General features: G+C 40.2%; 27 protein-coding genes and 1 riboswitch. Of the genes, 12 read left to right on the top strand and 15 right to left on the bottom strand.

All coding sequences use genetic code 11. The features are described from left to right. The first annotated feature begins 6 nt into the window (after positions 1-6). Genes CEY16_RS11045 through CEY16_RS11025 form a run of 5 tightly spaced genes read left to right on the top strand, consistent with a single transcriptional unit; the run spans position 7 to position 4,548 of the window. On the top strand, positions 7-816 hold the full coding sequence (locus CEY16_RS11045; protein WP_162297922.1) for a CpaE/TadZ family protein: 810 nt from the start codon (positions 7-9) through the stop codon (positions 814-816). 15 nt (positions 817-831) lie between these two features. Beyond that, positions 832-2,277: a TadA family conjugal transfer-associated ATPase gene (locus tag CEY16_RS11040; protein WP_101332093.1), complete on the top strand. Its 1,446-nt coding sequence runs from the start codon at positions 832-834 to the stop codon at positions 2,275-2,277. A 2-nt stretch (positions 2,278-2,279) separates the two neighbouring features. Beyond that, positions 2,280-3,242, top strand: a complete 963-nt coding sequence (locus tag CEY16_RS11035) for a type II secretion system F family protein (RefSeq protein WP_101332092.1) — start codon at positions 2,280-2,282, stop codon at positions 3,240-3,242. Positions 3,243-3,246: 4 nt separating this feature from the next. Continuing rightward, a complete protein-coding gene (locus CEY16_RS11030; protein ID WP_101332091.1) occupies positions 3,247-4,167 on the top strand; it encodes a type II secretion system F family protein in 921 nt (306 codons plus the stop codon). Between the two features lie 51 nt (positions 4,168-4,218). Continuing rightward, positions 4,219-4,548, top strand: coding sequence for a thioredoxin family protein (locus tag CEY16_RS11025; protein WP_101332090.1), 330 nt, complete (start codon positions 4,219-4,221; stop codon positions 4,546-4,548). Here the strand turns inward: CEY16_RS11025 and CEY16_RS11020 are convergent. Then, entirely contained in the window at positions 4,536-5,003 is a 468-nt protein-coding gene (locus CEY16_RS11020; RefSeq protein WP_101332089.1) for an ASCH domain-containing protein, read from the bottom strand. The two genes, CEY16_RS11025 and CEY16_RS11020, sit on opposite strands and share 13 nt — an antisense overlap. Positions 5,004-5,076: 73 nt before the next feature. On the opposite strand from CEY16_RS11020, the gene CEY16_RS11015 reads away from it, so the two are divergent. Then, entirely contained in the window at positions 5,077-5,463 is a 387-nt protein-coding gene (locus tag CEY16_RS11015; RefSeq protein ID WP_101332088.1) for a hypothetical protein, read from the top strand. 241 nt (positions 5,464-5,704) lie between these two features. Here CEY16_RS11015 and CEY16_RS11010 read toward each other — a convergent pair whose 3' ends face one another. Beyond that, on the bottom strand, positions 5,705-6,547 hold the full coding sequence (locus CEY16_RS11010; protein ID WP_101332087.1) for a putative RNA methyltransferase: 843 nt from the start codon (positions 6,545-6,547) through the stop codon (positions 5,705-5,707). A 197-nt stretch (positions 6,548-6,744) separates the two neighbouring features. On the opposite strand from CEY16_RS11010, the gene CEY16_RS11005 reads away from it, so the two are divergent. From CEY16_RS11005 to CEY16_RS10985, 5 genes are all read left to right on the top strand, one after another. Further along, the gene (locus CEY16_RS11005) at positions 6,745-7,710 is read left to right on the top strand and encodes an ABC transporter ATP-binding protein (RefSeq protein WP_101332086.1); all 966 of its coding nucleotides are present in this window, start codon (positions 6,745-6,747) and stop codon (positions 7,708-7,710) included. Further along, a complete protein-coding gene (locus tag CEY16_RS11000; protein ID WP_101332085.1) occupies positions 7,707-8,402 on the top strand; it encodes an ABC transporter permease in 696 nt (231 codons plus the stop codon). Before CEY16_RS11005 ends, CEY16_RS11000 begins: the two co-directional genes overlap by 4 nt. A 40-nt stretch (positions 8,403-8,442) precedes the next feature. Further along, complete coding sequence (locus tag CEY16_RS10995) at positions 8,443-9,369, top strand: ABC transporter substrate-binding protein (protein WP_101332084.1); 927 nt, start codon at positions 8,443-8,445, stop codon at positions 9,367-9,369. Positions 9,370-9,459: 90 nt separating this feature from the next. Then, positions 9,460-10,767 carry a M20 family metallo-hydrolase gene (locus CEY16_RS10990; protein WP_101332083.1) on the top strand — a complete coding sequence of 436 codons (1,308 nt, stop codon included), beginning with the start codon at positions 9,460-9,462 and terminating at the stop codon, positions 10,765-10,767. 175 nt (positions 10,768-10,942) lie between these two features. Further along, on the top strand, positions 10,943-12,415 hold the full coding sequence (locus CEY16_RS10985) for a UDP-N-acetylmuramoyl-L-alanyl-D-glutamate--2,6-diaminopimelate ligase (RefSeq protein WP_162297921.1): 1,473 nt from the start codon (positions 10,943-10,945) through the stop codon (positions 12,413-12,415). A 139-nt stretch (positions 12,416-12,554) separates the two neighbouring features. Here the strand turns inward: CEY16_RS10985 and phoU are convergent, their stop codons facing one another. The 8 genes from phoU to CEY16_RS10945 all read right to left on the bottom strand — a co-directional run bounded on the left by phoU (position 12,555) and on the right by CEY16_RS10945 (position 19,073). After that, positions 12,555-13,211: a phosphate signaling complex protein PhoU gene (gene phoU, locus CEY16_RS10980; protein ID WP_101332081.1), complete on the bottom strand. Its 657-nt coding sequence runs from the start codon at positions 13,209-13,211 to the stop codon at positions 12,555-12,557. Positions 13,212-13,235: 24 nt separating this feature from the next. Continuing rightward, complete coding sequence (pstB, locus tag CEY16_RS10975; RefSeq protein WP_101332080.1) at positions 13,236-14,006, bottom strand: phosphate ABC transporter ATP-binding protein PstB; 771 nt, start codon at positions 14,004-14,006, stop codon at positions 13,236-13,238. Between the two features lie 12 nt (positions 14,007-14,018). Further along, on the bottom strand, positions 14,019-14,903 hold the full coding sequence (gene pstA / locus CEY16_RS10970; RefSeq protein ID WP_101332079.1) for a phosphate ABC transporter permease PstA: 885 nt from the start codon (positions 14,901-14,903) through the stop codon (positions 14,019-14,021). Between the two features lies 1 nt (position 14,904). Then, a complete protein-coding gene (pstC, locus tag CEY16_RS10965) occupies positions 14,905-15,858 on the bottom strand; it encodes a phosphate ABC transporter permease subunit PstC (protein WP_101332078.1) in 954 nt (317 codons plus the stop codon). A gap of 94 nt (positions 15,859-15,952) precedes the next feature. After that, the gene (locus CEY16_RS10960; RefSeq protein WP_238378834.1) at positions 15,953-16,963 is read right to left on the bottom strand and encodes a PstS family phosphate ABC transporter substrate-binding protein; all 1,011 of its coding nucleotides are present in this window, start codon (positions 16,961-16,963) and stop codon (positions 15,953-15,955) included. 265 nt (positions 16,964-17,228) lie between these two features. Next, a complete protein-coding gene (locus tag CEY16_RS10955) occupies positions 17,229-18,407 on the bottom strand; it encodes an MDR family MFS transporter (protein ID WP_101332077.1) in 1,179 nt (392 codons plus the stop codon). Positions 18,408-18,420: 13 nt separating this feature from the next. Next, positions 18,421-18,735, bottom strand: coding sequence for a DMT family transporter (locus tag CEY16_RS10950; RefSeq protein WP_101332076.1), 315 nt, complete (start codon positions 18,733-18,735; stop codon positions 18,421-18,423). Then, positions 18,723-19,073, bottom strand: coding sequence for a DMT family transporter (locus tag CEY16_RS10945; protein WP_101332075.1), 351 nt, complete (start codon positions 19,071-19,073; stop codon positions 18,723-18,725). Before CEY16_RS10945 ends, CEY16_RS10950 begins: the two co-directional genes overlap by 13 nt. Positions 19,074-19,118: 45 nt before the next feature. Beyond that, positions 19,119-19,219: riboswitch (guanidine-I (ykkC/yxkD leader) on the bottom strand. 121 nt (positions 19,220-19,340) lie between these two features. Between CEY16_RS10945 and CEY16_RS10940 the strand changes: the two genes are divergently transcribed. Next, a complete protein-coding gene (locus tag CEY16_RS10940; protein ID WP_101332074.1) occupies positions 19,341-20,150 on the top strand; it encodes an ion transporter in 810 nt (269 codons plus the stop codon). A 90-nt stretch (positions 20,151-20,240) separates the two neighbouring features. On the opposite strand, the gene CEY16_RS10935 is transcribed toward CEY16_RS10940, so the two are convergent. The 5 genes from CEY16_RS10935 to CEY16_RS10915 form a co-directional block, all read right to left on the bottom strand. Then, entirely contained in the window at positions 20,241-20,858 is a 618-nt protein-coding gene (locus CEY16_RS10935; RefSeq protein WP_101332073.1) for a spore coat protein, read from the bottom strand. 159 nt (positions 20,859-21,017) lie between these two features. Next, positions 21,018-22,154, bottom strand: coding sequence for a bifunctional cystathionine gamma-lyase/homocysteine desulfhydrase (locus CEY16_RS10930; protein ID WP_101332072.1), 1,137 nt, complete (start codon positions 22,152-22,154; stop codon positions 21,018-21,020). Positions 22,155-22,157: 3 nt separating this feature from the next. Next, positions 22,158-23,081, bottom strand: coding sequence for a PLP-dependent cysteine synthase family protein (locus CEY16_RS10925; protein WP_101332071.1), 924 nt, complete (start codon positions 23,079-23,081; stop codon positions 22,158-22,160). 3 nt (positions 23,082-23,084) lie between these two features. Next, complete coding sequence (locus CEY16_RS10920; RefSeq protein ID WP_101332070.1) at positions 23,085-23,558, bottom strand: S-ribosylhomocysteine lyase; 474 nt, start codon at positions 23,556-23,558, stop codon at positions 23,085-23,087. A gap of 46 nt (positions 23,559-23,604) precedes the next feature. Further along, positions 23,605-24,240: a class I SAM-dependent methyltransferase gene (locus tag CEY16_RS10915; RefSeq protein WP_101332069.1), complete on the bottom strand. Its 636-nt coding sequence runs from the start codon at positions 24,238-24,240 to the stop codon at positions 23,605-23,607. Positions 24,241-24,286: the final 46 nt, after the last annotated feature.

Here is a 24,286-nt window from a genome sequence, read left to right as displayed (position 1 = left end):
CTAATGATGGCAGACCAAGAGAACGAAAACAAACGAGGGGAAATCATCGCTGTATCGAGTGCCAAAGGTGGTGTCGGTAAAACAATCATTGCAACTAACCTGGCATTAGCACTAAAAAAGAAAAATGTTGAGGTAGCATTGATCGATGGCGAGTTTCAATTTGGTGATATCGGACTGGCGCTAGATATCCAGCCTTCTTTTACTATAAAGGATCTATCGGAAGAAATTGATCGCATAGACGAACATAACGTAACGAATTATATGACTCGTCACGAATCAGGCGTCCACGTTCTTTCAGCCCCTGATCGTCCAGAATTCGCAGAACTCATAACTACTGAAGTAATCCAGAAGTCACTCCAGGCACTGACCAAGAATTTCGATTATATCGTCGTTGATGCAGGTCATGGAATCAAGGATTCTACGATTGATTTCATCGAAGCAGCTGATCGGGTCATAGCGGTAACGACACTTGAAGTATCATCACTAAAAAATACTAAACTATTAATCGAAACCATTCATCAATTGGAACTGCAAGATAAGCTTAACTTAGTTGTGAATCGATATAATATGGAAAGTTTGATCAAGCCTGATGAAGTCCCTAGCATGCTTAGAATTTCTGAAGCGGATTACATTCCTAACAATTTCAAGATGGCTGCGCAGTCAATGAACTTAGGTATTCCGCTTGTCACAAGCCGTACGAAATCGGATATATCAAAGAGTATATTTAAAATGGCAGAAGGAATCATTTCTAACCAAGGTGGCTCCAGATTAGGTAACAAGCCATCGATCATTGGTAAAATGTTTTCAAAAAAATAAGGGGAGGATACAGCGATGAGTTTACTTGAACGACTTCAGAATAAACAGGGTGATACTTCGGTAAAAAAAGAAGACAGCCAACTGAAAAATGATCAGAAAACCACCGAAGAAAAACGTTCAGAAGCTACGCAAAAGGTGGATCCTCCGACTAATCCTGTAGAGAAAAAAGTGCCAAAGTTGAAGACGAATGCCCAGCCAGTACGTGATGAAAAACATATAGCCTTAAAGAATATGATCCATAAAGAAATATTAAAAGAGATTAAAGGTGACCAGGATCCTGAAGACTTGGTACATAAAGTGGAAGAATTCGCTGTTGAAATGATCCGGGATAACGAACAATTCAGAACGGTCGATCGTAAAAAAGTGATAGATGAACTTGTCAACGACTTGACTGGATTCGGACCGATTAATCCCCTTTTAAACGACCCAGAAGTAACGGAAGTCATGGTTAATGGACCGAACCAAGTATATTGTGAGCGTTCGGGAAAGATTGTTCATACTGACATTACGTTTCGTGATGATGAACATGTCATGCATGTCATCGAGAAAATCGTCGCGCCGATTGGACGTAGAATCGACGAAAGTAGCCCGATGGTCGATGCGAGACTCCCTGATGGCTCGCGTGTAAATGCTATTATACCTCCCCTTGCCTTAAATGGACCTACAATCACCATCCGAAAGTTTGCAGTGGATCCTTTTACAATCGACGATTTAGTAAGTTTCGGGACGCTGACTCAAGAGATGGCGACTTTTCTAGATGCTTGTGTAAAAGCGCGATTGAATGTCTTCGTCAGTGGAGGAACCGGTTCTGGTAAAACGACGACCTTGAACGTTCTTTCTGGTTTCATTCCTAATGATGAAAGGATTGTCACCATCGAGGATGCAGCGGAATTACAAATGGGTCAGGATCATGTTGTCTCGCTAGAATCACGCCCTCCAAACATCGAGGGGACCGGCGCGATTACGATTCGTGACTTAGTTAGAAACTCTCTGCGGATGCGTCCAGACCGTGTCATCATCGGTGAGGTTCGAGGTGCGGAGGCCCTGGATATGCTACAAGCGATGAACACAGGGCATGATGGTTCCCTTGCTACAGGGCACTCGAACAGCCCGAGGGATATGTTGTCACGTCTTGAGACAATGGTCCTTCTAGCAGGAGTCGAACTTCCGATCAAAGCGATCCGTGACCAGATTTCTGGTGCGATCGATGTGATCATCCAGCAGTCCCGTTTAAAAGATGGTTCTCGTAAGATTGTTAAGATTACAGAAGTCCAAGGAATGGAAGGAGATATCATCGTACTGCAAGATATCTTCGAATTCGAACAGACGGGCATCGATGACCACGGAAAAATACAAGGAGCGCTTGTTCCAACTGGAGTAAGACCGAAGTTTTATGAGCAACTCGAACGTGCGAATTTAAACATCCCTGCTAATGTCTTTGTGAGAGAAGAGGAGTGGTAGGGATGAGTGGGTTGGTTTTATTATTAGTATTTGTGACCTCTATTCTATTTTTTCTAGCTGTATTCAACGCGCTATTTTTTAAGAACAAACAGATGAAGAAAAGGGTCCAGCAATATATTTTCGAAGAAGAACATACCCCTGAATCAAAAGAGAAGATGAAGCCTGTTGTTGAATTCAGACTAGCAAAGGAAAGAATTCGTAAAAACCTTCGAAAAAAAGATAAAGCTTCTAAGATCGAGATGAAACTTCATCAAGCTGGAATGCCCATCAGCCCTGAAGAGTTTATTATGTTCCAGTGGATTTCAATAGCTCTTACTGCAGGGATATTATATTTGTTCGTGGAACAGTGGCCGGTATTGATCATCGGAGCTATTATAGGTTTCATCATTCCAAAAGTTGTTGTCGCTCATAGAAGGAAGAAGCGAATCGATAAATTTAATGATCATTTGTCGGAAATGATCTCTTCGATTGTCAGTGCACTGCGCGCGGGGTTCAGCTTTGCTCAAGCTTTACAGAATGTGGAGAGGGAAGCACCTTCGCCAGTAAGAGAAGAAGTTCAGCAATTGTTGAAAGAGATGCAGTACGGTTCGTCTTTAGAAGAATCTTTAAACCGAATGAAAGACCGAGTGCCAAGTGAAGATTTGGACTTAATGATCCAAGCGATTGTCATTCAACGTCAAGTCGGAGGAAACTTAGCGATTGTACTTGAGAAAATCGTCCATACCATTCGTGAACGAGTGAAAATCCAAGGTCAGATTAAAACCCTGACAGCGCAAGGTCGTATGTCTGGAGTTGTTGTGGGAGCATTGCCTGCAGTACTTGCGGGATTATTGTTCCTTGTCAATCCGGAATATATGATGGTTCTATTTACGACCCCTATTGGTATTGCTCTATTAATCTTTGCTGGGATTTCGTCAATCATAGGATTTATCTTCATCCAAAAAATTACGACGATCGAGGTGTGAATACATGGTAACAATGCTATATATTTTGACTTTGTTTTTCACCTTAGGAGGAATGGTACTACTTTGGCGGGAGCGGAAATCTAAGGTTCAAAGCAGACGTCTTTTAATTGAAGGTATGGGCCAAGAAGACGAAATAGATGACCCTTTAGAAAATAAACGCTCGTCTTTAATGGAAAGGCTTGTCCAGCCAAAATGGAAGCAATTTAAACGAAGTTTCAGGAGAAGCATGCCTGATCAGAAGCAAGAGAAGATGGAACTCAAGCTTTTGCGTGCAGGTAATCCGATGGGAATGACCCCATTTGAGTATAGGGTAGGACAACTAGTTCTGTTTGTTGCATTTCCTATGCTAGGATTTCTATTAGCGTGGTTAGGAAACCTATCGTTCGGAAGAACCTTCTTAATTGTTTTATTGATGGCAGGTTTGGCAGCTTATCTTCCTTACGTTTATTTAAAAATGAAGGCGGCTAAACGAAGTACTCAAGCTGTAAGAGAGTTGCCCGACTTCATCGATCTGATGGCTGTTAGTATGGAAGCGGGGTTAGGCTTCGATTCTGCTTTGAGTAAGGTGGTTTCGAAACAATCTGGCGTTCTTTCAGAAGAATTCCAGCGTTGCTTAGAGGAATTAAAGTTAGGTAAGACACGAAAGGAAGCATTATCTGGCGTTCGTGAAAGAGTTCAGGTAGATGATGTGAAGCTGTTGATTGGTAGTATCATTCAGGCAGAGCAGCTCGGGGTAGGAATGGTACAAATATTACGGGTCCAATCGGAAGAGGTACGCCAGCGCCGTAAACAACGTGCGGAAGAAGAGGCGATGAAGGCCCCGATCAAAATGTTGTTCCCTCTGGTCATTTTTATTTTTCCGTGTATCTTCGTTGTCTTGTTAGGTCCTGCAGTCATACAAATCATGGACGTCTTTTCGCAATAAAAAGAGTAGCATATCTTAAGGTTGGGAAATGTATAGGGTGGAGGTGTTGAAATGGAAAATCACTTTAATTCTGTTGAGGAGATCGATCAATGGATTGACGACAAGCCCCTTGCATTGCTTTATATTTTTGGAGAGAGATGTAGCGTTTGTCATGGGCTGCAGCCTCAAGTTCAGAATGTCATCGAGCGCTATCCAAAAGTTGAAATGAAGCAAGTCAATGTCAATAAAGTTCCTGATGTTGCAGGCAGGTTCTCGATTTTCACTGTACCAGTAGTGTTACTGTTTGTGGACGGAAAAGAGTATGTTCGGGAAGCTCGCGTAGTCCCAATGGAACCTTTTGAAGAGAAAATCAACAAAATTTATACCAATTATTTGGGGTAGACCACCTCAAATTCTTCGCAGACGACTAACATGTCTTCATGAAATTGCTCATTAAAAACTTCGAGTTCATTTGTGAAAAAATCCACATGTACTCGGTGCCAATACTCATAACTCTTATCTCCTTCTCCTTCTTTGAAAGCAAAGCTTTTAGGAACCTCGTTGAATGGAATCACATCCACCTTTGTCGTTTGGACAATAACTTCTGCATTTCCATCCCAATCGGTTATTACATTATATTGACCGTTTGTAGGAATAGGCTCGTTCCCGATTTCATACATACGATATAGAGAGCATGTGGCAGTTTTGTCCCCTTTTTTTACTAACTCTGCTAACTCTTTGGCTGTATCGGCATCATTCGCAAATGGCCATGCTTCAAAAGTAGCTTGATCTCTTTTTCTCTCATTTAATGTTTTTAAAAAGTTTTCCCACATTTCATTCACAGAATGTTTACTCATTACCTCACCTACAGTCTTTGGAGTGTGTTATTTTTATAGTAACGCTACATTGAATCAAGGAGGATATTTTTTTATGAACTCATACAGTAAAGTCTTAATACGTGTTGCCGCAGCATTTGCTTTAGTCGGAGCATTTATAGGTTCCCATATGGCAGGTTCGGGTGGGTATGAATTCCGTACCGTACATGCTCATATCCTGGTTGTCGGTTGGCTGAGCCTTTTCGCCTGGGCAGTATTTTATAAAGTCTTCCATCCGATGAGAACGAAATTAGCCACAACGCATGTGTGGACCTCGATCATTGGCGCAATTGGTTTATCGACTGGAATGTTTGTATACTATGTGAGACCATTTGGTTTACCTGATGCTTTCGTTACGGTTTACTTCATCGTGGGTGGTACGACGATGCTAGTTAGTTTTATATTATTCTTCATCATCACTTTCAGAAAATTGGACGTATGATAAGGGGCGCTATTAAAGCGCTCTTTTTTATGGTCTTAAATTTGCATGTTAATTGCGTCATTATTCCACCAAAAACATGCAAAACCCAAACATTTAATGGGTTGAATTACGCCATTTTACTTTTACCAAATTTTATCCGTAGTTATTTCATGAAAAAAGCGCAATTTATTAAATAGTAATACCCAATTGATACATATATTAGGAGCTTATCCGTAACTATCTGCTAGTAAGCGAGTAAAATTCACTTTTTACAAACTAATATCTCTAGATGAACGGTAATCCTTTCGCAGTACTTCAGATCAGCTGGGTCTGTGTTCCACGTCAAAGGAGTCATCTTTATCAGGTTTTCGAACATTTGGGGATTGATCTCAGCTTTATAATGGACTGTTTTTCGCTCTATAAGCGTAAAATGCTCCGACAAATGATCAACTGTCTTTTCGTTGGAATATGCATCGTGGCCGACCTGTGCTCGTAACTCTTCTAAATATTTCTCTCCTGGCACCACTTTAATCAAGTTACTTTCTTCATTCATCACTCGCTTGAATTCGTCATAATTTGCTGGTGATAATATATTAAGTAAGAAATCTACTGAATGTGGTTGGAGTGGTATGTTAGCAAGGTCAGCAACTATCCAAGTAGCCTGGGTATATGAACGGGCTGCTACTTGAATACCCTCTTTAGCAATATCCATTCCGATAGGTTTGACTTCTTCATTTAATTGGTCTGATAGACGAACGAGGTGAGATCCTTCCCCAGTACCAGCATCTAAAATAACGGACGGTTGCTTAGAGTTTTGTAACTTATAAATCACCTCATGTAACCCATCGATCAACCCATCATAAAAGCCTGATTGACATATATCTTGCCTGGATTCGAATAACTCCTTACTGTATTTCGTTTTTTTATGTTGTTGGACCATATGCAAATAACCTTGTTTAGCGAGGTCGAACTGGTGGTTTTCCTCACAAACGAGTTTTGATAAATCTTCAATTTTCATTTCACTTCCGCAAACTGGACATTTAAAAATGGAAATTACTCCACTGATGGTTCGAGCTGCGAAACTTTTTTTGCTCTCTTTTCTCATACGCTACATCCTTGTGTTTTCTAATCTTTAATAGAATTATCAATTTATAGGACCAATCTATTAGAATCAATTGTACCATCTATGAGTGGAAGTTTTGTGAAAATTTTGTTTGAATTATATTTAAGTAGGGAAATGGTATTTTATATTTTGGACTTTTACCCTATACTGTGTCCCCTAAAACAAAGAGGTGAACATATTTGATTGAAATCAAGCAATTAACGAAGCAATTTGAGGATGGGACGACAGCATTGAGCGAAATCGATGTAGATATCCAGGCCGGAGAATTGACTTGTATCATCGGACCAAGTGGCTGCGGTAAAACGACATTATTAAAGCATATCAATCGGTTAATTTCTCCAACATCAGGTGATATACATATTGATGGAGAATCGATCTATGATAAAGATGTCGTTGAGTTGAGACGCTCGATTGGTTACGTGATTCAGCAAATCGGATTATTTCCTCACATGACGATAGCAGAAAACATTACAGTAGTTCCCAAGTTACTTGGATGGTCTAAGGAAAAACGGACCCACCGAGTTGAAGAGATGCTCGAGATGGTAAAGCTTGAGCCTGAAGTATTCAAAGATAGGTATCCACTTGAATTGAGTGGTGGACAACAACAACGAGTAGGTGTGGCACGCGCGCTTGTAAGCAACCCTAATATCATTTTGATGGACGAGCCGTTCAGTGCGCTTGACCCCATTAGTAGAGAGCAGTTACAAGACCATTTGAAGGAACTTCACCACCGTCTGAAGAAGACTATTGTATTCGTGACTCATGACATGGATGAAGCCTTGAAAATTGCGGATCGTGTGGTCATATTGCGTTCGGGAGAAGTTGAACAAATTGGAACCCCTGAAGAAGTGTTGAGACAACCTGCTTCTGATTTCATAAGGTCCTTCCTAGGTGAAGAACGGATTACTAGGTTCATGAGAACAAGTAGTCAGACCATCAGGAATTACGAAGAGTGGTTGATTTCAAGTTATCACGGAGAATCTGTAGAGATGGATGACTCGACACAAATTGATGAATTGATACCTTACTTTATTGAGAAGAACTACCAATCTGTCAAAGTCACACAAGAAGGGCGAGTGAAGGGTTATTTGACTAAAGACCGTTTGCTTGAAGCTCTGGCAAGTGAGAGAGGTGATCATTCATGAATGAGTTTTTCGGTGGTATCAAAGATTCCATCAATAAGTTAATAGACGCAGTTAAGGAGTTCCTTGAAGTTGTCGAAAGTAGACAAGAACTGATACAGACTGCTTTTGTCGAGCACTTATGGTTATCGTTCATTGCCATCTCAATCGCGTGTCTGATTTCCTTACCCTTAGGTATTTGGATTGCACGTGTTAAAAAGATAGCTGAACCAATGATTGGTGTAACGGCCATATTGCAAACGATTCCAAGCTTAGCGTTATTCGGCTTTTTAGTCCCTATGATCGGAATTGGGACAAACACCGCATTAATCGCTTTGACGATCTATGCGTTACTACCTATTGTTCGAAACACATATACAGGAATCTCGCGTGTCGATAGTTCCATGATAGAAGCAGCCAGTGCGATGGGGATGACTACAAGTCAACGTTTGTGGCGTGTTGAATTTCCGCTCGCCTTACCTTTCATTATGGCTGGTATTCGAACGGCAACTGTACTCACCGTGGGTGTAGCAACGCTGGCGACTTTTGTTGGTGCGGGCGGCCTAGGTGACGTCATTTACCGTGGATTACAATCTTATAATCAACATTTGATACTAGCAGGTGCCATCCCTGTAGCGATTTTAGCTATTTTATTCGATTTAGTATTGAAGTTTTTTGAAAAGAGGTCTACGCCGAAAGGTATGCAGATCAAATAAAGTGGAACTTGAATTAAAGGGAATGAAGGGAGAATTTTAGATGAAAAAAAATATTGCAGTATTATTTACAGCTATATTATTAATTGGGTTACTTAGTGCTTGTGGTGTACTTGGAGGAGGGTCTGATTCAGATTCTGAATCTGGAGGTACAGTAACCATTGGTGGTAAGCCTTGGACTGAGCAGTATATCTTACCTTATATTATCGGGATTCACTTGGAAGAAAACACTGACTTTGATGTGCAGTACGAAGAAGGACTTGGTGAAGTAGCAATTCTGACACCTGCAATTGATGATGGTGACATCGATGTTTACGTTGAATATACGGGAACTGGATTAGAAGCGGTACTGAATGAACAAGCGGAAGAAGGAGAATCTGCCGATAGTGTTTACGACCGTGTGAAGGAAGGTTATGAAGAGGAGTTCAATGTCACTTGGTTAGAACCATTAGGTTTTGAAAACACATATACTCTGGCATACCACCCCGACAGTGGATATGATGCTGACACTTATTCTGACTTAGTAGAAACCTCGAAAAATGAAGATATGATTTTCGGGGCTCCACATGCCTTTTATGAGCGTGAAGGTGATGGTTACGATGCGATGCTAGAAGTTTATCCTTTCGAATTTACCGAAACAGAAAGTTTAGACGCAAATGTCATGTATGAAGCATTAGAAAGCCAAGAAGTTGATTTAATCCCTGCCTTTACAACTGATGGAAGAATAGAACGATATAATTTAGAAACAACTGAAGATGATCAAGGGTTTTTCCCTAAATACGATGCTGTTCCACTTGTTCGACAAGAAGCGTTGGATGAGAACCCTGGTTTAAAGGAAGCGATCAACGAATTAGCGGGACAGATCTCTGAAGAAGAAATGCAAGAAATGAACGCGCGTGTTGATATTGATGGGGATGAACACCAAACAGTTGCACGTGAGTTCTTAAAAGAAAAAGGTATTATTGAATAAGTTCTAACAGACTAGAACAATTGAATAATAATCGTCCAGTTAAGGAAACCCTTACTGGGCGATTTTCATATTGAAAAGGTGGGAAGCGTGATGAAAGTTTATGATTCACCTGAAAAATTTCAGGAGAAATTGCTTAAAGATTATGATTCGAAAAATGATAAAGAAGGAATCAAGGGTAGACGCTTAGCAGAGCGTTTATATTTGTTATCTAAGATTGGGTGGACTGAGGACGGTGGTAGCCGTCGAATGTCATTTTCAAAGGAAGAATGGGATGCTAAAGAACTTTTAATGAAATGGATGGAAGAAGTGGGCTTAAAAGTAAGGATGGACGGTGCTGGAAATGTTTTTGGGCGATTTGAAGGAAAAAATCCTGAAAGAGTCGTCATGTCTGGGTCTCACTTAGATAGCGTACCTAATGGCGGTCACTTCGATGGACCTTTAGGTGTGTTAGCCGCACTTGAAGTTGCTTCAGCATGGAAAGAATCTGGCTATCAGCCAGAAAAATCTTTTGAAGTCGTATGCTTCACAGACGAAGAAGGGGCCAGGTTCAATGGTGGTATGCTAGGGAGTCAGGCTTTTGTTGGTGAACTTGATATAAACGAAGAAAAGAAGCGTGTAGATTTTGATGATGAACCTTTCGAAAAAGTACTGAATCAGCGAGGGTTAACTCCAGAAGGGTTTGTTGGAGCGAAGGGTGAGCTAGATGAAATTGATGCATTTTTAGAAGTTCATATTGAACAAGGGAAGAGACTTGAGAAAAAAGAACTCCCTGTGGGGGTAGTTACAGGGATCGCAGGTCCTTCTTGGTTAAATGTGAGATTCATAGGAGAAGCGGGTCATGCGGGAAATACCCCTATGGATGATCGAAAGGACGCGTTGGTCGCTGCCAGCGAATTCATAAATAAAATCAAAGATTTTCCACCACTCATTAGTGAATCAGGAGTTGCGACGGTGGGAAAACTAGAAGTCCTACCGAATGGTGTGAATGTCATCCCCGGTGAAGTACGTCTGACAGTTGATGTCCGTGATATCAGGGATGATTACAAAAAGGACATAGTCGAGCTGATTGAGCAATGTGCAAAAGATATAGAAGAAGGACATCAGCTAGAAGTTGAAATAAATGAAAGCATGAGTATCGCACCTCTTGAAATATCAAGTGAGATGCAGAAGAAAGCTAGTGAAGCGGTAGAAGAAACGTTGGGTATAACTCCATTCAAGCTACCTAGTGGGGCAGGCCACGACACAATGATGCTAGGTAAGCATGTGCCAGTAGGGCTTTTATTCACTAGAAGCAAAGAGGGTCTGAGCCATACTCCTAAAGAATGGTCCTCACTGAGTGATTGTATTAAGACGGTCCATGTTTTAAAGAGAATGGCAGAGAAATTATGTGAGAATTAATCTTGGTACTTTGGTCTTGATTGACTTCTTTTTCTTGGGACTATTAGATGAAAAAATAACCTTTATCATTACATTCATATTAAATTGGGTATTTGCATTGTAAGGCATGTATTAAGGGATTAAAATTGTAATATGTCCAACTATAATTAAGCGGACAATATTGGAGGATCATCATTTGAAAATCGCAGACGTATTACAAGGAATTGAATATTTAAATATAGATGGATGTAATCTGAAGGAGATTGATATAAAAGGACTTTCTCATGACTCCAGGGATATCGAGGAAGGCTATCTTTTTGTTGCAATCAAAGGTTACGCCGAAAATGGTCATAAGTTCATTGATGAAGCCATTTCTAGAGGAGCAGTTGCTGTCCTTGGTGTTGAAGAACTTTCAAATTTGGAGGTACCTTATCTTCAGACAAAAGACACCAAATCAGCATTGGGGGTTATCGCTAGCCAATTCTACCACCATCCTTTTAAAAATAAAAAAATCGTGGGTGTTACTGGAACAAATGGCAAGACAACCACGACTTATATGGTGAAATCGATCTTTGAAGCTAATGGTTATCAGACTGGAATAATTGGAACCATTCAAAATATAATCAACGGAAAATCATTACCAAGTAGAAATACGACGCCGAGCGCAGTCGATTTATATAAATTTTTATATAATAGTGATGATGAAGTCATTGTCCTAGAAGTTTCTTCCCATGCTTTGAATCAATCACGAGTAGCTGGTATTCCGTTCGATGTTTGTCTATTTACAAATCTCGAAGGGGAGCATTTGGACTACCATAATTCCATAGAAGAATATTTTGAGACGAAGTATAAGTTATTCAAACAAATGAAACCTGATGGATTAGCAGTGGTCAATTTTGATGATGACTGGGGTAAAAAGGTTCACGAACGTTTGTTAAATGAGGGGGCAGAGGTCAAAACGGTTGGAATTGACTCTTTCTGCGATGCTTGTGTTTTGCATGAAACCGACCAAGTGTGGCTGAAGGAATATGAAGAGAGAAAACCATTTGATCTAATGTTGCCGGGTCTCCACAATCAATTTAACGGGGCGATGAGTTTGATGGTGAGTGAAGGGTTAGGATTAGATTTAAATAAATCTTTAGAGGCATTGAGAAATTTCTCGAACCTACCTGGACGCTTTGAAACTGTCGATTTCCCGGGAAATAAAGTAGTAGTCATCGATTATGCCCATACGGCTAATGGAATTTATCATTGTCTTAAAACTGCAAGAGAGTCTAGTGCAAATCAAATCACCCATGTTTTTGGCTTCAGAGGAAAAAGGGATGAAAGTAAACGTGAAATGATGCTTGAAAACTCTCGTACCCTAAGTGACAAATATGTCTTAACTCTAGATGATTTGAATGGTGTTAAAGAATCTGAAATGAAAAATACATTAAAGAAGTATGTCCAGTCAGACCCTGAACAAAAAGGTCGAGTAATTATAGATCGAACGCAAGCCATCAAACAAGCCATTGAAGAAGCGGATGATGGGTCATGGATTGTCATTACAGGAAAAGGTCATGAAGAGTATCAACAGACGTTCCGACTAGGTACTCGATCCGACTTCGACACAGTCAAGTATTTGTTCGGTGAGCATCCAATTTTCCGCGAAATTCATCTAAAAAAATGAAGTGACTCAACCATAAGGCCGAGCCACTTCGGGGGTAAGTTGTGTTGCACAACTATTGTCAGCGTGGTTTGTTGTCGCGCAAATCAGCTGACAAAGATATATAGGTTAACTTGCCTTTGGCAAGGACCCCGCATATGTCTTATGCATTTAAATCAAAGTGTTTTCCTTTTACTAGATAAATGATTCCTTCTGAAATATTAGTAGTGTGATCAGCCGCTCGCTCTAGAAAACGACTGATGAATGCTAATTGAGTGACGCTTGGGATCTGTTCGGGATGTTTAGCCATATGGTTCAGCATTTTTTCAACAGTCTTACCGTAATGTTGGTCTACTTGATCATCAACATCTGCTATAGAGAATGCTTTGTTAACGTCTTCGTTAACGAATGCATCTATTACATCATCAATCATTTTTTCTACAATTGACCCCATGCTTAATATATCTTGCATTTCAACATCTAACTGCTCATCACCAATTCGAATAACTGATTTTGATACATTTACAGCTAAGTCGCCAATGCGTTCAATATCATTGGTGATTTTTAATGTTGTCACCAGTCTTCTTAAGTCTTTTGCGACAGGTTGTTCTTTTGCGATCAACCAAATCGCGATATCGTTTATTTCATCTTCTAAGGCATTAATATTGGGGTCGTTTTCAATGATTTGTTGAGCTTTTTCTACGTCTTGAGTTTCTAACGATTTTAATGATTGGTTAAGTGCATCTTTAGATAACTCACTCATTTTCTTGACCTGTTCATTCAAATGATTTAACTTCTCTTCAAAATTTTCTCTTACCATGCATGAGCACCGCCCTTTTATATATTATCCGAATCTTCCTGTAATATAATCTTCAGTTCTCTGATCACTAGGATTCGAAAATAACGTTTCTGTAGCGTCAAATTCGATGACTTCCCCATTCAAGAAGAATGCAGTTTTATCAGAGATTCTGGCTGCTTGCTGCATGTTGTGTGTGACGATAATAATGCTGTAATCTTTCTTTAGATTTTGAACCAGTTCTTCCACCTTTAATGTGGAGATCGGGTCTAGTGCAGATGTTGGTTCATCCATCAAAATGACATCTGGTTCGATTGCGAGAGTCCGTGCAATGCACAGTCGTTGTTGTTGACCGCCAGATAGTCCATAAGCATTTTCTTTCAAGCGATCTTTCACTTCATCCCAAATATACGCATCACGGAGGCTTTTCTCGACGATTTCATCGAGAAGCTTTTTGTTTCGGATGCCATGGATTTTCGGTCCATATGCAACATTTTCATAAACCGATTTTGGGAAAGGGTTCGGTTTTTGGAAGACCATTCCAACTTTGGTCCGTAGATCTTCTGGTCGGAAGTTTTTATTCAATATATTCGCGTCATGATATTTAATATCACCGCTCGTTTTCACACTAGGGACAAGTTCAACCATCCGATTCAATGTTTTTAAAAAGGTGGATTTCCCGCAACCAGAAGGTCCGATGATCGCGGTAATCTCTTTTTCTTGAATCGATAGGTTAATATTTTTTAACGCATGTGTGTTGCCATACCATAAATTCAAGTCATTCGTTTCGTAAACTAGTTTCTCAGTAGTTTGAGACATATTCACCACTCCTTAGTAACGCTGCTGGAATTTGTTGCGGATGAAGATCGCAACCGAATTCAAGATAAACAAGATGATTAACAATACGATGATGGTAGCAGCCGCAAGATTCGCGTATTCTTCTGTTAGAACTGAATCGAGTGTCCAGTAATATACTTGCATTGGAAGAGCTGTAAATGTGTCAAACAACCCTCCGGGGAACGGAATCAATAGTGCTGGGATTCCGATAACGACTAGTGGAGCAGTTTCTCCAATCGCTCTGGATAATGCTAGGATCGATCCAGTTAAAATCCCAGGTATTGCTGCTGGCAAGATAATTTTCTGTACGGTTTGCCACTTTGTTGCACCCATCCCGTATGAGGCCTCGGTCAACTCCTGAGGAACTGCTCGGACGGCTTCTTGTGAAGCGACAATGACAATGGGCAAGACAAGGAGTGATAGGGTTAATCCCCCTGCGATCACGACGTTCCCAAAATCCATCGCTCGCACAAATACTGTTAACCCAAGTATTCCGTAGACAATGGAAGGCACTCCTGCCAAGTTCGCGATATTCGTTTGGATCAACTCTTGGACTTTGCCTTTCTTCGCGTAGAGCTCCAGATAAATCGCTGCCCCAATTCCGATTACAAGAGTAAATAGGATGACAACCATCATCAGCCAGACGGTTCCTAGTATGGCCCCCATAATACCTGCGCGGTCAGCGCTAGTTGAAAGCTTTCCTGTTAAGAAATCCATATCAATCCAACCGATACCCTGAATGAGCACTCTCGCAATCAATATGACGAGTACAATCAGACCAAATATGGTCGCTCCGAAAAAGATTTTTTGGAGGATTTTATTTAACAAAACCCTGCTCTTCATTTGTTTTTGTACTTGTTCATGATCGATATATTTCATGTTAGTATTCCTCCCTGAACTTACGAGAGATGTATCGTGCGAGTAGGTTCATGAATAATGTCATTACAAACAATGTCATCCCGACAGCGTAGATCGAATAATAAATATCTGTACCAGCTGCTGCATCGCCGCTGGTAACTTCTACGATATATGCGGTCATCGTTTGCATGGACTCAGTTATATCGAATGTGAAATTCTTCGTGCTTCCACTCGCAATCGTGACGATCATCGTTTCTCCAATGGCTCGTGATACTGCTAGAACGAAAGAAGCGACAATTCCAGAGAATGCGGCTGGCATTACCACTTTAAATGTTGTTTCCCAACGGGTTGCACCTAGCGCTAGCGCTCCTTCACGCATAGAATTCGGCACAGAGTTCATCGCATCTTCAGACAGAGAGGCAATCATTGGAATAATCATGATCCCCATGACGATACCAGGACTCAAAATATTTGTTGCATCTATTGATGGCCAAATGGCTCTTAAAATTGGAGTTACAAATGTAAACGCGAAGAACCCATAAACAATCGTCGGGATTCCCGCTAGGACTTCTAATAATGGTTTTAATGTGCGCCGAACCTTATCTGACGCATATTCACTTAAATAAATGGCAGCCATTAATCCAAATGGACCTGCGACCAACATTGCTATAAGCGATGATAAAATGGTCCCGTTGATCAATGGTAAAATACCAAATTCAGGTTCCGCACTTAACGGTTTCAATTTTGTACTTCCAAAAAACTCAGCAAACGGTACTCGTTTAAAAAATTCGATTGTTTCCATAATTAACGTATAGACGATCCCAACGGTCGTAAGAATCGAAACTGCTGCAAACGCAAAGAGAATAAATGGCATGAGCTTGCCTACGAGCTGGGAAAGGTTTTTTGATGATTTATTTTGATCGATCATGTTGCGTACACTCGGGTTTGGTTTTTTCGACTCGTGGTTCGCTGCCATATCGATCCTCCTCTCTAACACTTCAAAACATTACAATAAGATGAGGGTTCAAACCCTCACCTTTATTGATTTTTAACCTTTTAAACTTTGGAACTTATTTAATTTCTTTAATATCTTCCAGCTGTTGCTGTGCTTCTTCTTCTGGGATAGGTGCGAAGCCAGTTTCTCCAGCGTAATCATTAACAGCATTCATCAAGTATTCAGCATAGTCATATACTTGAGGTTTTTCTTCAGCATGAGCGACATTCAAGTATGTGAAGACAGGTCGAGTGAAGTTCTGATAAGGTCCTTCTTCACCGATTGTGTCTAGTGATGGTTCAACTGGACCGTCTCCGAAGTCGATTGATACTGCTTTGACTTGATCTTTGTTGTTGTCATAGTAACCGAAGCCGAAGAATCCGATTCCGTTAACATCTTCTGATACAAGTTGTACTAACGTTGAGTATTCTTGCTGAAGGTTCGCATCTTCTTTCAGATCTTGTTCTTCTAGAATATTTTCAAAGAAAAACTCGTAAGTTCCATGGTTTTCGTTCGGGCCATAAGTTTGAATTTCTTCATCTGGCCATTCAGAGTTGATGTCTGCCCAAGTTTCCACTTCACTGTCAGCTAAGAAAATGTCTAGTACTTCTTCTTCTGTTAGTTCAGTTGCCCAATCATTTTCAGGGTTTACCACAATGGATAGACCGTCTAAAGCCATTTTGATTTCCATAACATCTAATCCAAGTTCATCTGCTTTTTCTTGTTCTTCTGGTTTGATTGGACGAGATGCATCATTGAAGTCTGTTCCATTTTCTTCTACTAGAAATTTTTCAAATCCGGCACTTGAACCTGCGCGACTTACTTCAACTGATACGTTCGGTTGTTCATTGATCATGTATTCTTCAGCTAAACGTGCCATTAATGGATAAACAGTACCTGATCCATCAATTACAACGCTTCCTTCAAGTTCCTCAGAGCTTTCTTCACTTGAACCTGTTTCTTCATTAGATTCTGAGTCTTCTGCTGAGTCTCCATCAGTCGAATCATCTCCACCGCATGCCGCTAATACGACAAGAAGAGATGCAAATAAAGAAATAATTAACCATTTTGACATTTTGCGAGTCATGAAAATGTCCCCCTTGTGTTTTTGTGTGTTGTTTTGCTTACAACTACATCATAAGGTGGACTTGGCTATATGTCTGTAAAGTTAGTGTAAAGATACGGTTAAGAGATTGTAAATTTGCTAGAATCGTTGGGGGAGAAGGGAAGTGATAGGTATGTAAGAAGTGAAAAAGGGGTTGAAAACCTATATTTGAGTATTTCAGTTAACTATTAAATTCTATTTATTAGAAAAATCAGGGAATGCCTTTTTTAAAAAAACAAAAGACGCTTTATGCGCCTTTTTGAGGTTCGGGTTCAACTCTAGTTAATAGCCAGGTTGAAACATATGGAATCAAAAGTAAGAAAATCAGTGTCATGAACAAAACTTGAATTGGCAGGTTATCTGCCATCAGACCGCCAAAAGTGGGACCGAGCATACGCCCACCTGTGCCTACACTGTTTATTATACCTTGATAGAATCCTGTTCTTCCTTTTGGGGCTAATCCTGCGGCAATGGTTGGTACGGCTGGCCATACGAATATTTCCCCTAGTGTTAAGATGACCATCCCTAAAGCGAAGTCCGCGAAAGTCTCTGCTTGCAATAAGTAAATAAAAGAACATATGAATATCGTATTCCCTAGAAGAATTTGCGATTTTGGTGAAGTTACGTATTTCGTCACGAACTTCACCAGAGGCTGCCCGAGAATGATTAAGACGCCGTTGATCGTCCAGATCAAGCTATATTTATCTATTGTAATGCCCAAATCCTGAGTATATGCAGCAATCGTCGTTTGCCACTGGACATAAGCGATCCAACATATGAAGAATCCGACACTTAGAATCATCAAAGAAGAAAACGCTCGTTTATCTTTTATGGCTACCCCCTGGCTGAGCACTGTGGAATAAGCCTTTGAATCTTGCCTCTGATCCATAGGCTTGAATTTTACCAATACAAGCAAGAAGAAACTTGAGAATAGAATAGCGTTTGCAATAAATATGTATGAAAAAGAATAGAAAGCTATGAACCCTCCAATTGAAGCACCTAAAGCAACTCCGAGATTCTGAGCTACATAGATGGCATTGAATGGTCGTCTTCCGCCATCAGGCCAAATTGAAGCAGCCATCGCATACATAGCAGGGAAAATGATACCTGATCCTAATCCCATGGTGACCAATAGAATGGAGTAGGGGAGGAGGGTATGAAATTGAGTGAGTGTGAGGGCGGATAATAGTGTAATGACTCCTCCTGTCAACACTGTTCGATAACCGCCTATTCGGTCAAATAGTGTGCCTCCGACCAGGTTCCCAATGATTGCAGCACCTTGATTGAATAATAGAATCATTCCAGCAAATGCTAGAGACTTTCCCAGTTCATGGTGCATGTAAATCGTATTCAGTGGCCAAATGAATGAGGCGCCTGTTACATTAATCGCCATTCCAATAATTAATAACCATACTCTTTTTGGCATTTTTCTAACCTCTTTAATCGATAATTTTCAAGCCCATAGTGGCTGAAATGATAATGAAGATGAATAAAATTCTTAAAAAAGTAGCTTTTTCATTAAAAAATAACATCCCGATAATTGCACTTCCTGAAGCCCCTATACCTGTCCAAATGGAATAAGCCACACTCATTGAAAGTTCAGTCATTGAATAGGACAGAAGAGCAAAACTTATTGTGAATCCTGAAACCATAATCAAGAAAGATGAAAAGTTTTTCTTCAGGTGAAGCCAATTAATTGAAAGAATACCTATTATTTCGAAAACACCAGCGAAGATTAATGCTATCCAGTGCACGAATCATCATCCTCTCCACTTTGTTCATCCGTCACCATTTTTAAGCCGATAACTCCAATTAAAAGCAGTCCTATGAATGTTAATTTCAAAGGATTTGCTGGTTCAGCGAAAAAAAGTATTTCAGCCAAAACGGTACCACTGGTGCCCAGCCCTACGAAAACGGCATAGATCGTTCCAATCGGTAAATGCTGCCCAGCCATGACCATTAAATAATAACTGATGAAGATCGCAATAGCCGTGCCGCCCCAGGCGAGAATATCATCAGAGTGTTTTAACCCTATCACCCAAAGCACTTCAAAAAATGCTCCGACGAATACCTTTATCCAGTCCTTATTCATTAGATAAAACCTCCATACAAAAAGCCCGAAAGATGTAACGTTCACATCTCCCGGGCTTTTGTCCCTCCGTGTCATAGTTTATAAGACTATGTGTTTTCTCTCGGACCAGTCCAGTCTCACACTGCGGAACCCTAGAAAACTTTCCTTTATTATTGTTAAAATCTTATCATGAATTGTAACAAAAATCTACTAAGCGGAAATGCTATAATGACTTATTGTGTGATAAAATCAATCGTGTCATTGATAAATAATATTGGAGGATTTTTAATGAACAATATTCGTGATAAAGCACACAGGTATGTTTATACCCCTGCTTTTCAAAATTTTATTATCACATTAATTATAATCAACGCCATATTGATTGGTGTAGAAACATATGGAGATCTATATGCTCGTTACACAGAATGGTTTTTATTAGCGGATCAAATCATTTTGTGGATTTTTGCGATTGAAATAGGCATGAAATTGGTTGCCGCTCAGCCAACTAAGAGCTTCTTTAGCGACGGATGGAATGTGTTCGATTTCATTATTGTCGCCGCAGGTTTTGTCTTTGTAGGCTCAGCTTTCGTGACAGTTCTCCGTATTTTAAGAGTGCTAAGGGTGTTCCGGACGATTTCTGTCATACCTTCGTTAAGGAAGCTAGTTAATGCTTTATTGCTTACTCTTCCATCACTTGGGACAATCTTGCTGTTACTATTTATTGTATTTTACATATTCAGTGTTATTGGAACGATTCTTTTTAAAGATATTAATGCTGAATACTTCGGTACGTTACAAGATACGGCTCTTACTTTATTCCAAATGATCACTCTTGAATCATGGGCAAGTGGTGTCATGAGACCTATTCTCGTGGAGGCGCCTTGGGGTTGGGTTTACTTTGTTACATTTATTCTTATCGGAACATTCGTGGTATTAAACCTGTTCGTCGGGGTCATTGTCAACAACTTTGAAAAAGTCGATGAATTGGAAAACGGTGGAGCGAATGAGGACCTTCTAAAAAATGAAGTATCTGAGCTCCGAAGAGAAATACAGGAATTGAAAGATATAATAAAAGAAAACCAACACTCCAATAAGTAGTAAAAGCCAGGCGCTGAGCCTGGCTTTCTTAATATGGAAGGGTAACAATAAACAAACCGGACGTTAAAGTTACGTCCGGTCCGTTATGAATTAATGACCTTGTGTTGGAGTTGTTTGAGTGTAGCTATTCAATAAATCGCTAGTCGTTTGTTGATCGAATTGAGGCACTTGATAATAGTTTTTGTCATTCTGGTAAAGAAAGACTTCATATGCCATTTCACTGATGTTAGGGACACTGTCTTGGAATACTCTACGCATTACTGGATTAGTTGCTTCCAGGCCAGCTGTCGTACATGCCGTAGCACAAGCTTTTAAATGGCCTAGCATGAAACCAGAATAAGCTTCATCATTCAACTGCGCTGGGTTTTGAGTTGGTTGTTTCGGTTGAGATGGTGTCAAACCATAAGTGACATCATTACTGATTTCCATATTGTAAATGGACGTCGGTTGTGATGGACGTTGACCTGTTTGGTACGCATCAATCATTGTGTTGTACAATTGATTTAAGTATTGATACTGATTGTTCAGAATCCCTTGTAATTGCTGGTCCTGGATATTCTGTTCATACATTTTATAGTGTTCCAGGGCGCCAATGACTGTACCGATCGTTTCATGTGCATCAAAAATTTCGTGAGCACCGTGACTAAGGTTAGTTGGCATAGATTCTGATTGCTTTAGTTGGTCATTCGGGTTTTGTTGATTATGCATAATAATCCTCCTTTGAAATATCTACACTGTTTAAGATGAGTAGAAAAGGGGATTATTATACATATTTTTATCAATAAAACTCCTTATAAGTTTTTGCTGATTATACGAACTTCATCAACTACATCAATGAAAAAAGAAAAAGCTACCTATAAAGGCAACTTATGAAAGGGCTTGTTCCAGGTCTTCAAGCAAATCTTCAATATCTTCGATCCCAACGGAAACACGTACTAACCCATCAGCAATCCCTAGTTCTAATCTGCGTTCGCGAGGGATTGAAGCGTGTGTCATTTTCGCTGGAACGGAAATTAAGCTCTCGACCGCACCTAGACTTTCAGCCAATGTGAAATACTTTATTTTCGAAAGCAATTGATCAGCTTTTTCTTCACTTCCTACATCAAATGAAATCATTGCTCCGAAACCAGCTGATTGTTGCTTCATTTTTTCGTGACCTATATGTGATTCCAGTCCTGGATAAAAGACTTTCCCGACTTTATCGTGTTGATCTAGAAATTCAACGATACGTTTCGTATTTGATTCATGCTCTTCCATACGTATCCCGAGAGTTTTAATACCTCGGATCAATAGCCATGAATCTTGTGGCCCTAGTATAGCTCCTGAGGAATTTTGGACAAAATGTAGATTCTCACCTAATTGATCTGAATTGACCACGACCAATCCAGCGACCACATCACTATGTCCGCCCAAATATTTCGTTGCGCTATGGAGGACGATATCTGCACCATGACTTAATGGGTTTTGGAAATAAGGTGTGATGAATGTATTATCTACGATCGTCAATAGGTTGTTTTCTTTTGCCAAATCAGAAATGGCTTGAATATCTGTCACCTTTAGTAGTGGGTTAGTCGGCGTTTCCAAAAAGATTGCTTTCGTATTTTGTTGGATTGCGGAACGAACTTGATGTTGATCACTCGTATCAACGAAAGTGGAATCGATTCCTAGACGATTCATTACGTTCGTCATGACACGATAGGTTCCACCATAGACATCATCTGTGAAAACAACATGATCGCCACTATTGAAAAGCATCATAACTGAAGTGATCGCAGCCATACCTGATCCGAAAGCAAATCCGCGTTTTCCTCCCTCGATGTCCTTAATTAATTCTTCAAGTGCATGACGAGTAGGGTTCGCTGTACGCGAATACTCATATCCTTGGCGAAGTCCTCCGATCCCGTCTTGCTTATAAGTACTTACTTGATAAATAGGAGTGGATACAGCTCCAGTTGCTTCATCGCCGAAAATCCCGCCATGTATCATTTGTGTTTTCTTGCGCATGATCTATTCCCATCCTTCATATATGTTTTGACTTAAATAACGTTCGCTACTATCAGGGAAAACAGTAACGATGTGACTTCCTGGACGTGCTTGTTCAGCTTCTAACATTGCAGCTTCAAAAGCTGCACCAGAAGAACTAGCAACAAGCAAACCTTCTTTTTTTGCTAAGGTTTTAATCTTTTTGAATGCGGTTTGATCCGAAATGGTATGGATTCCATCAAAATATGAAGTATCCATATATTCTGGTAAAAACTCCATACCGATTCCTTCAGTCGCATGTGGTCCGGATTCCCCGCCGTTTAATATCGATCCTTCTGGTTCAACAATAACTGTTCGAATGGACTGGTTCTGTTCCTTTAAGTATCGAGAGGTCCCCATGAAAGTTCCCCCTGTACCAGCTCCTGCTACGAATACATCAATTTTTCCATCCAATTGATGATACAATTCCGGGCCGAGTGTCTTGTAATAAGTATTTGGGTTAGCTGGATTAGCGAATTGAGCAGGGGAGAAGGAGTTTTCTGTTTTTGTTTCAAGTTCTTTAGCCTTCTCAATTGCACCTTTCATCCCATTTTCTGTCGGTGTATTAACGATGGTTGCTCCAAGTGCGCGCATCAAGGTCTGTTTTTCCATACTGAATTTCTGAGGCACAACAAAGATGACCTCAAATCCTTGATTGACAGCAGCTAGGGCTAATCCGATCCCTGTATTACCAGCAGTAGGTTCGATGATGGTACCACCGGGCTTAAGTTTTCCAGAAGTTAAAGCATCACTTAATAATTCTAACCCCAGGCGGTCTTTCACACTTCCGCCTGGGTTCATGAATTCTAACTTTGCAAATATGCGACATTCATTTGGAACATCAACGTTTCTCAGTTCCATCAATGGTGTTTTGCCAATCAAATCTTGAATCTTGGTGACAAAATCCATAGCTTACGCTTCCTCTCCGAACACATCTTTCCACTCGTCTTTACGATCGAGCATTTCTTGAGCTATTACTTTAGCGCCTTCTAGGCTATGGTTAGCTGCCCAACCACATTGAACTTCATTACACGCTGGCACTTCATCTGCTTGAAGTACGTCATGAAGCGTTTTTTCTAGCGCATTTAAAATTTCATCATAATCATCATGGTTCAACACAGCTAAATAGAAACCTGTTTGACAACCCATCGGCCCGATGTCAATGACATTTTCCATATGGTTACGAATATTTTCAGCCATCAAATGTTCAATCGAATGCAAGCCATCCATCTCCATGTGTTCCTGGTTCGGTTGCTTGAAGCGGATATCGTATTTGTGAATCTTATCGCCATTTTGTCCTTCAGTAATTCCTACTAATCGCACATATGGAGCCTTCACCTTCGTGTGATCCAAGTTAAAACTTTCTACATTCATTTTTTCCGCCATAATAAAATTCTCCCTTCGAATTTTGCTTTGTTATATGATAATTTATTTATTTTCTTTTCGCATGAATTAACCATACGAAGTCATTTAGTCGCTCGAAACTTACTGAATAACCTGCCTGATCAAATAGAGTGGCCATCTTCGGAATAGTCGTATAGTACTCTCTCTGAAGATCTTCAGCTAAATCATTATATCCTTCATTTTTTGCTCCAATGATCATTTTTTCAAAAGTAGATTGATCTTCAAATATCGTGTCAGCAAATACAATTTGACCATCTTCGCTCAGCAGTGGATGGTATTGCTTCAATGCTTGTAATTTTTCACCGTCAGTCAGGTGATGAAAAGCATATGTGCTAGTGATTGTGTCGATTGGACCAGTGATACTGTTAGTTAAAAAATCACCATTCAAAATTGATAATTCAGGAAATCTATTTTGTGCAATATGCCGCATTTTATCATTCGGCTCAACACCGATTACATCAACTCCTTGTTTTAAAAGAACGAAAGTAAGATTCCCGGTACCTATACCAAATTCAACAGTCCGGCCCCTTGTTTTATTCGCGACAGTATGAAGGATTTGATCATAATGTTCAAACACCTTCCGATACTGATCATCTTTCCCATACACGGCGTCATCATAAGAGTCAGCCCATTCATCAAATATATTCAAAAACTCACGACCCATGTCGCTTCACCTCTTGATAGTTTACTATTCATACCTATTTAGTCGG

Origin of the sequence: Halalkalibacillus sediminis (assembly GCF_002844535.1) — a bacterium.
Classification (GTDB): Bacteria; Bacillota; Bacilli; order Bacillales; family Alkalibacillaceae; genus Halalkalibacillus_A; species Halalkalibacillus_A sediminis.
The sequence above is the reverse complement of the archived record's forward strand: the minus strand, read 5'-3'. Positions and strand labels throughout refer to the sequence as shown.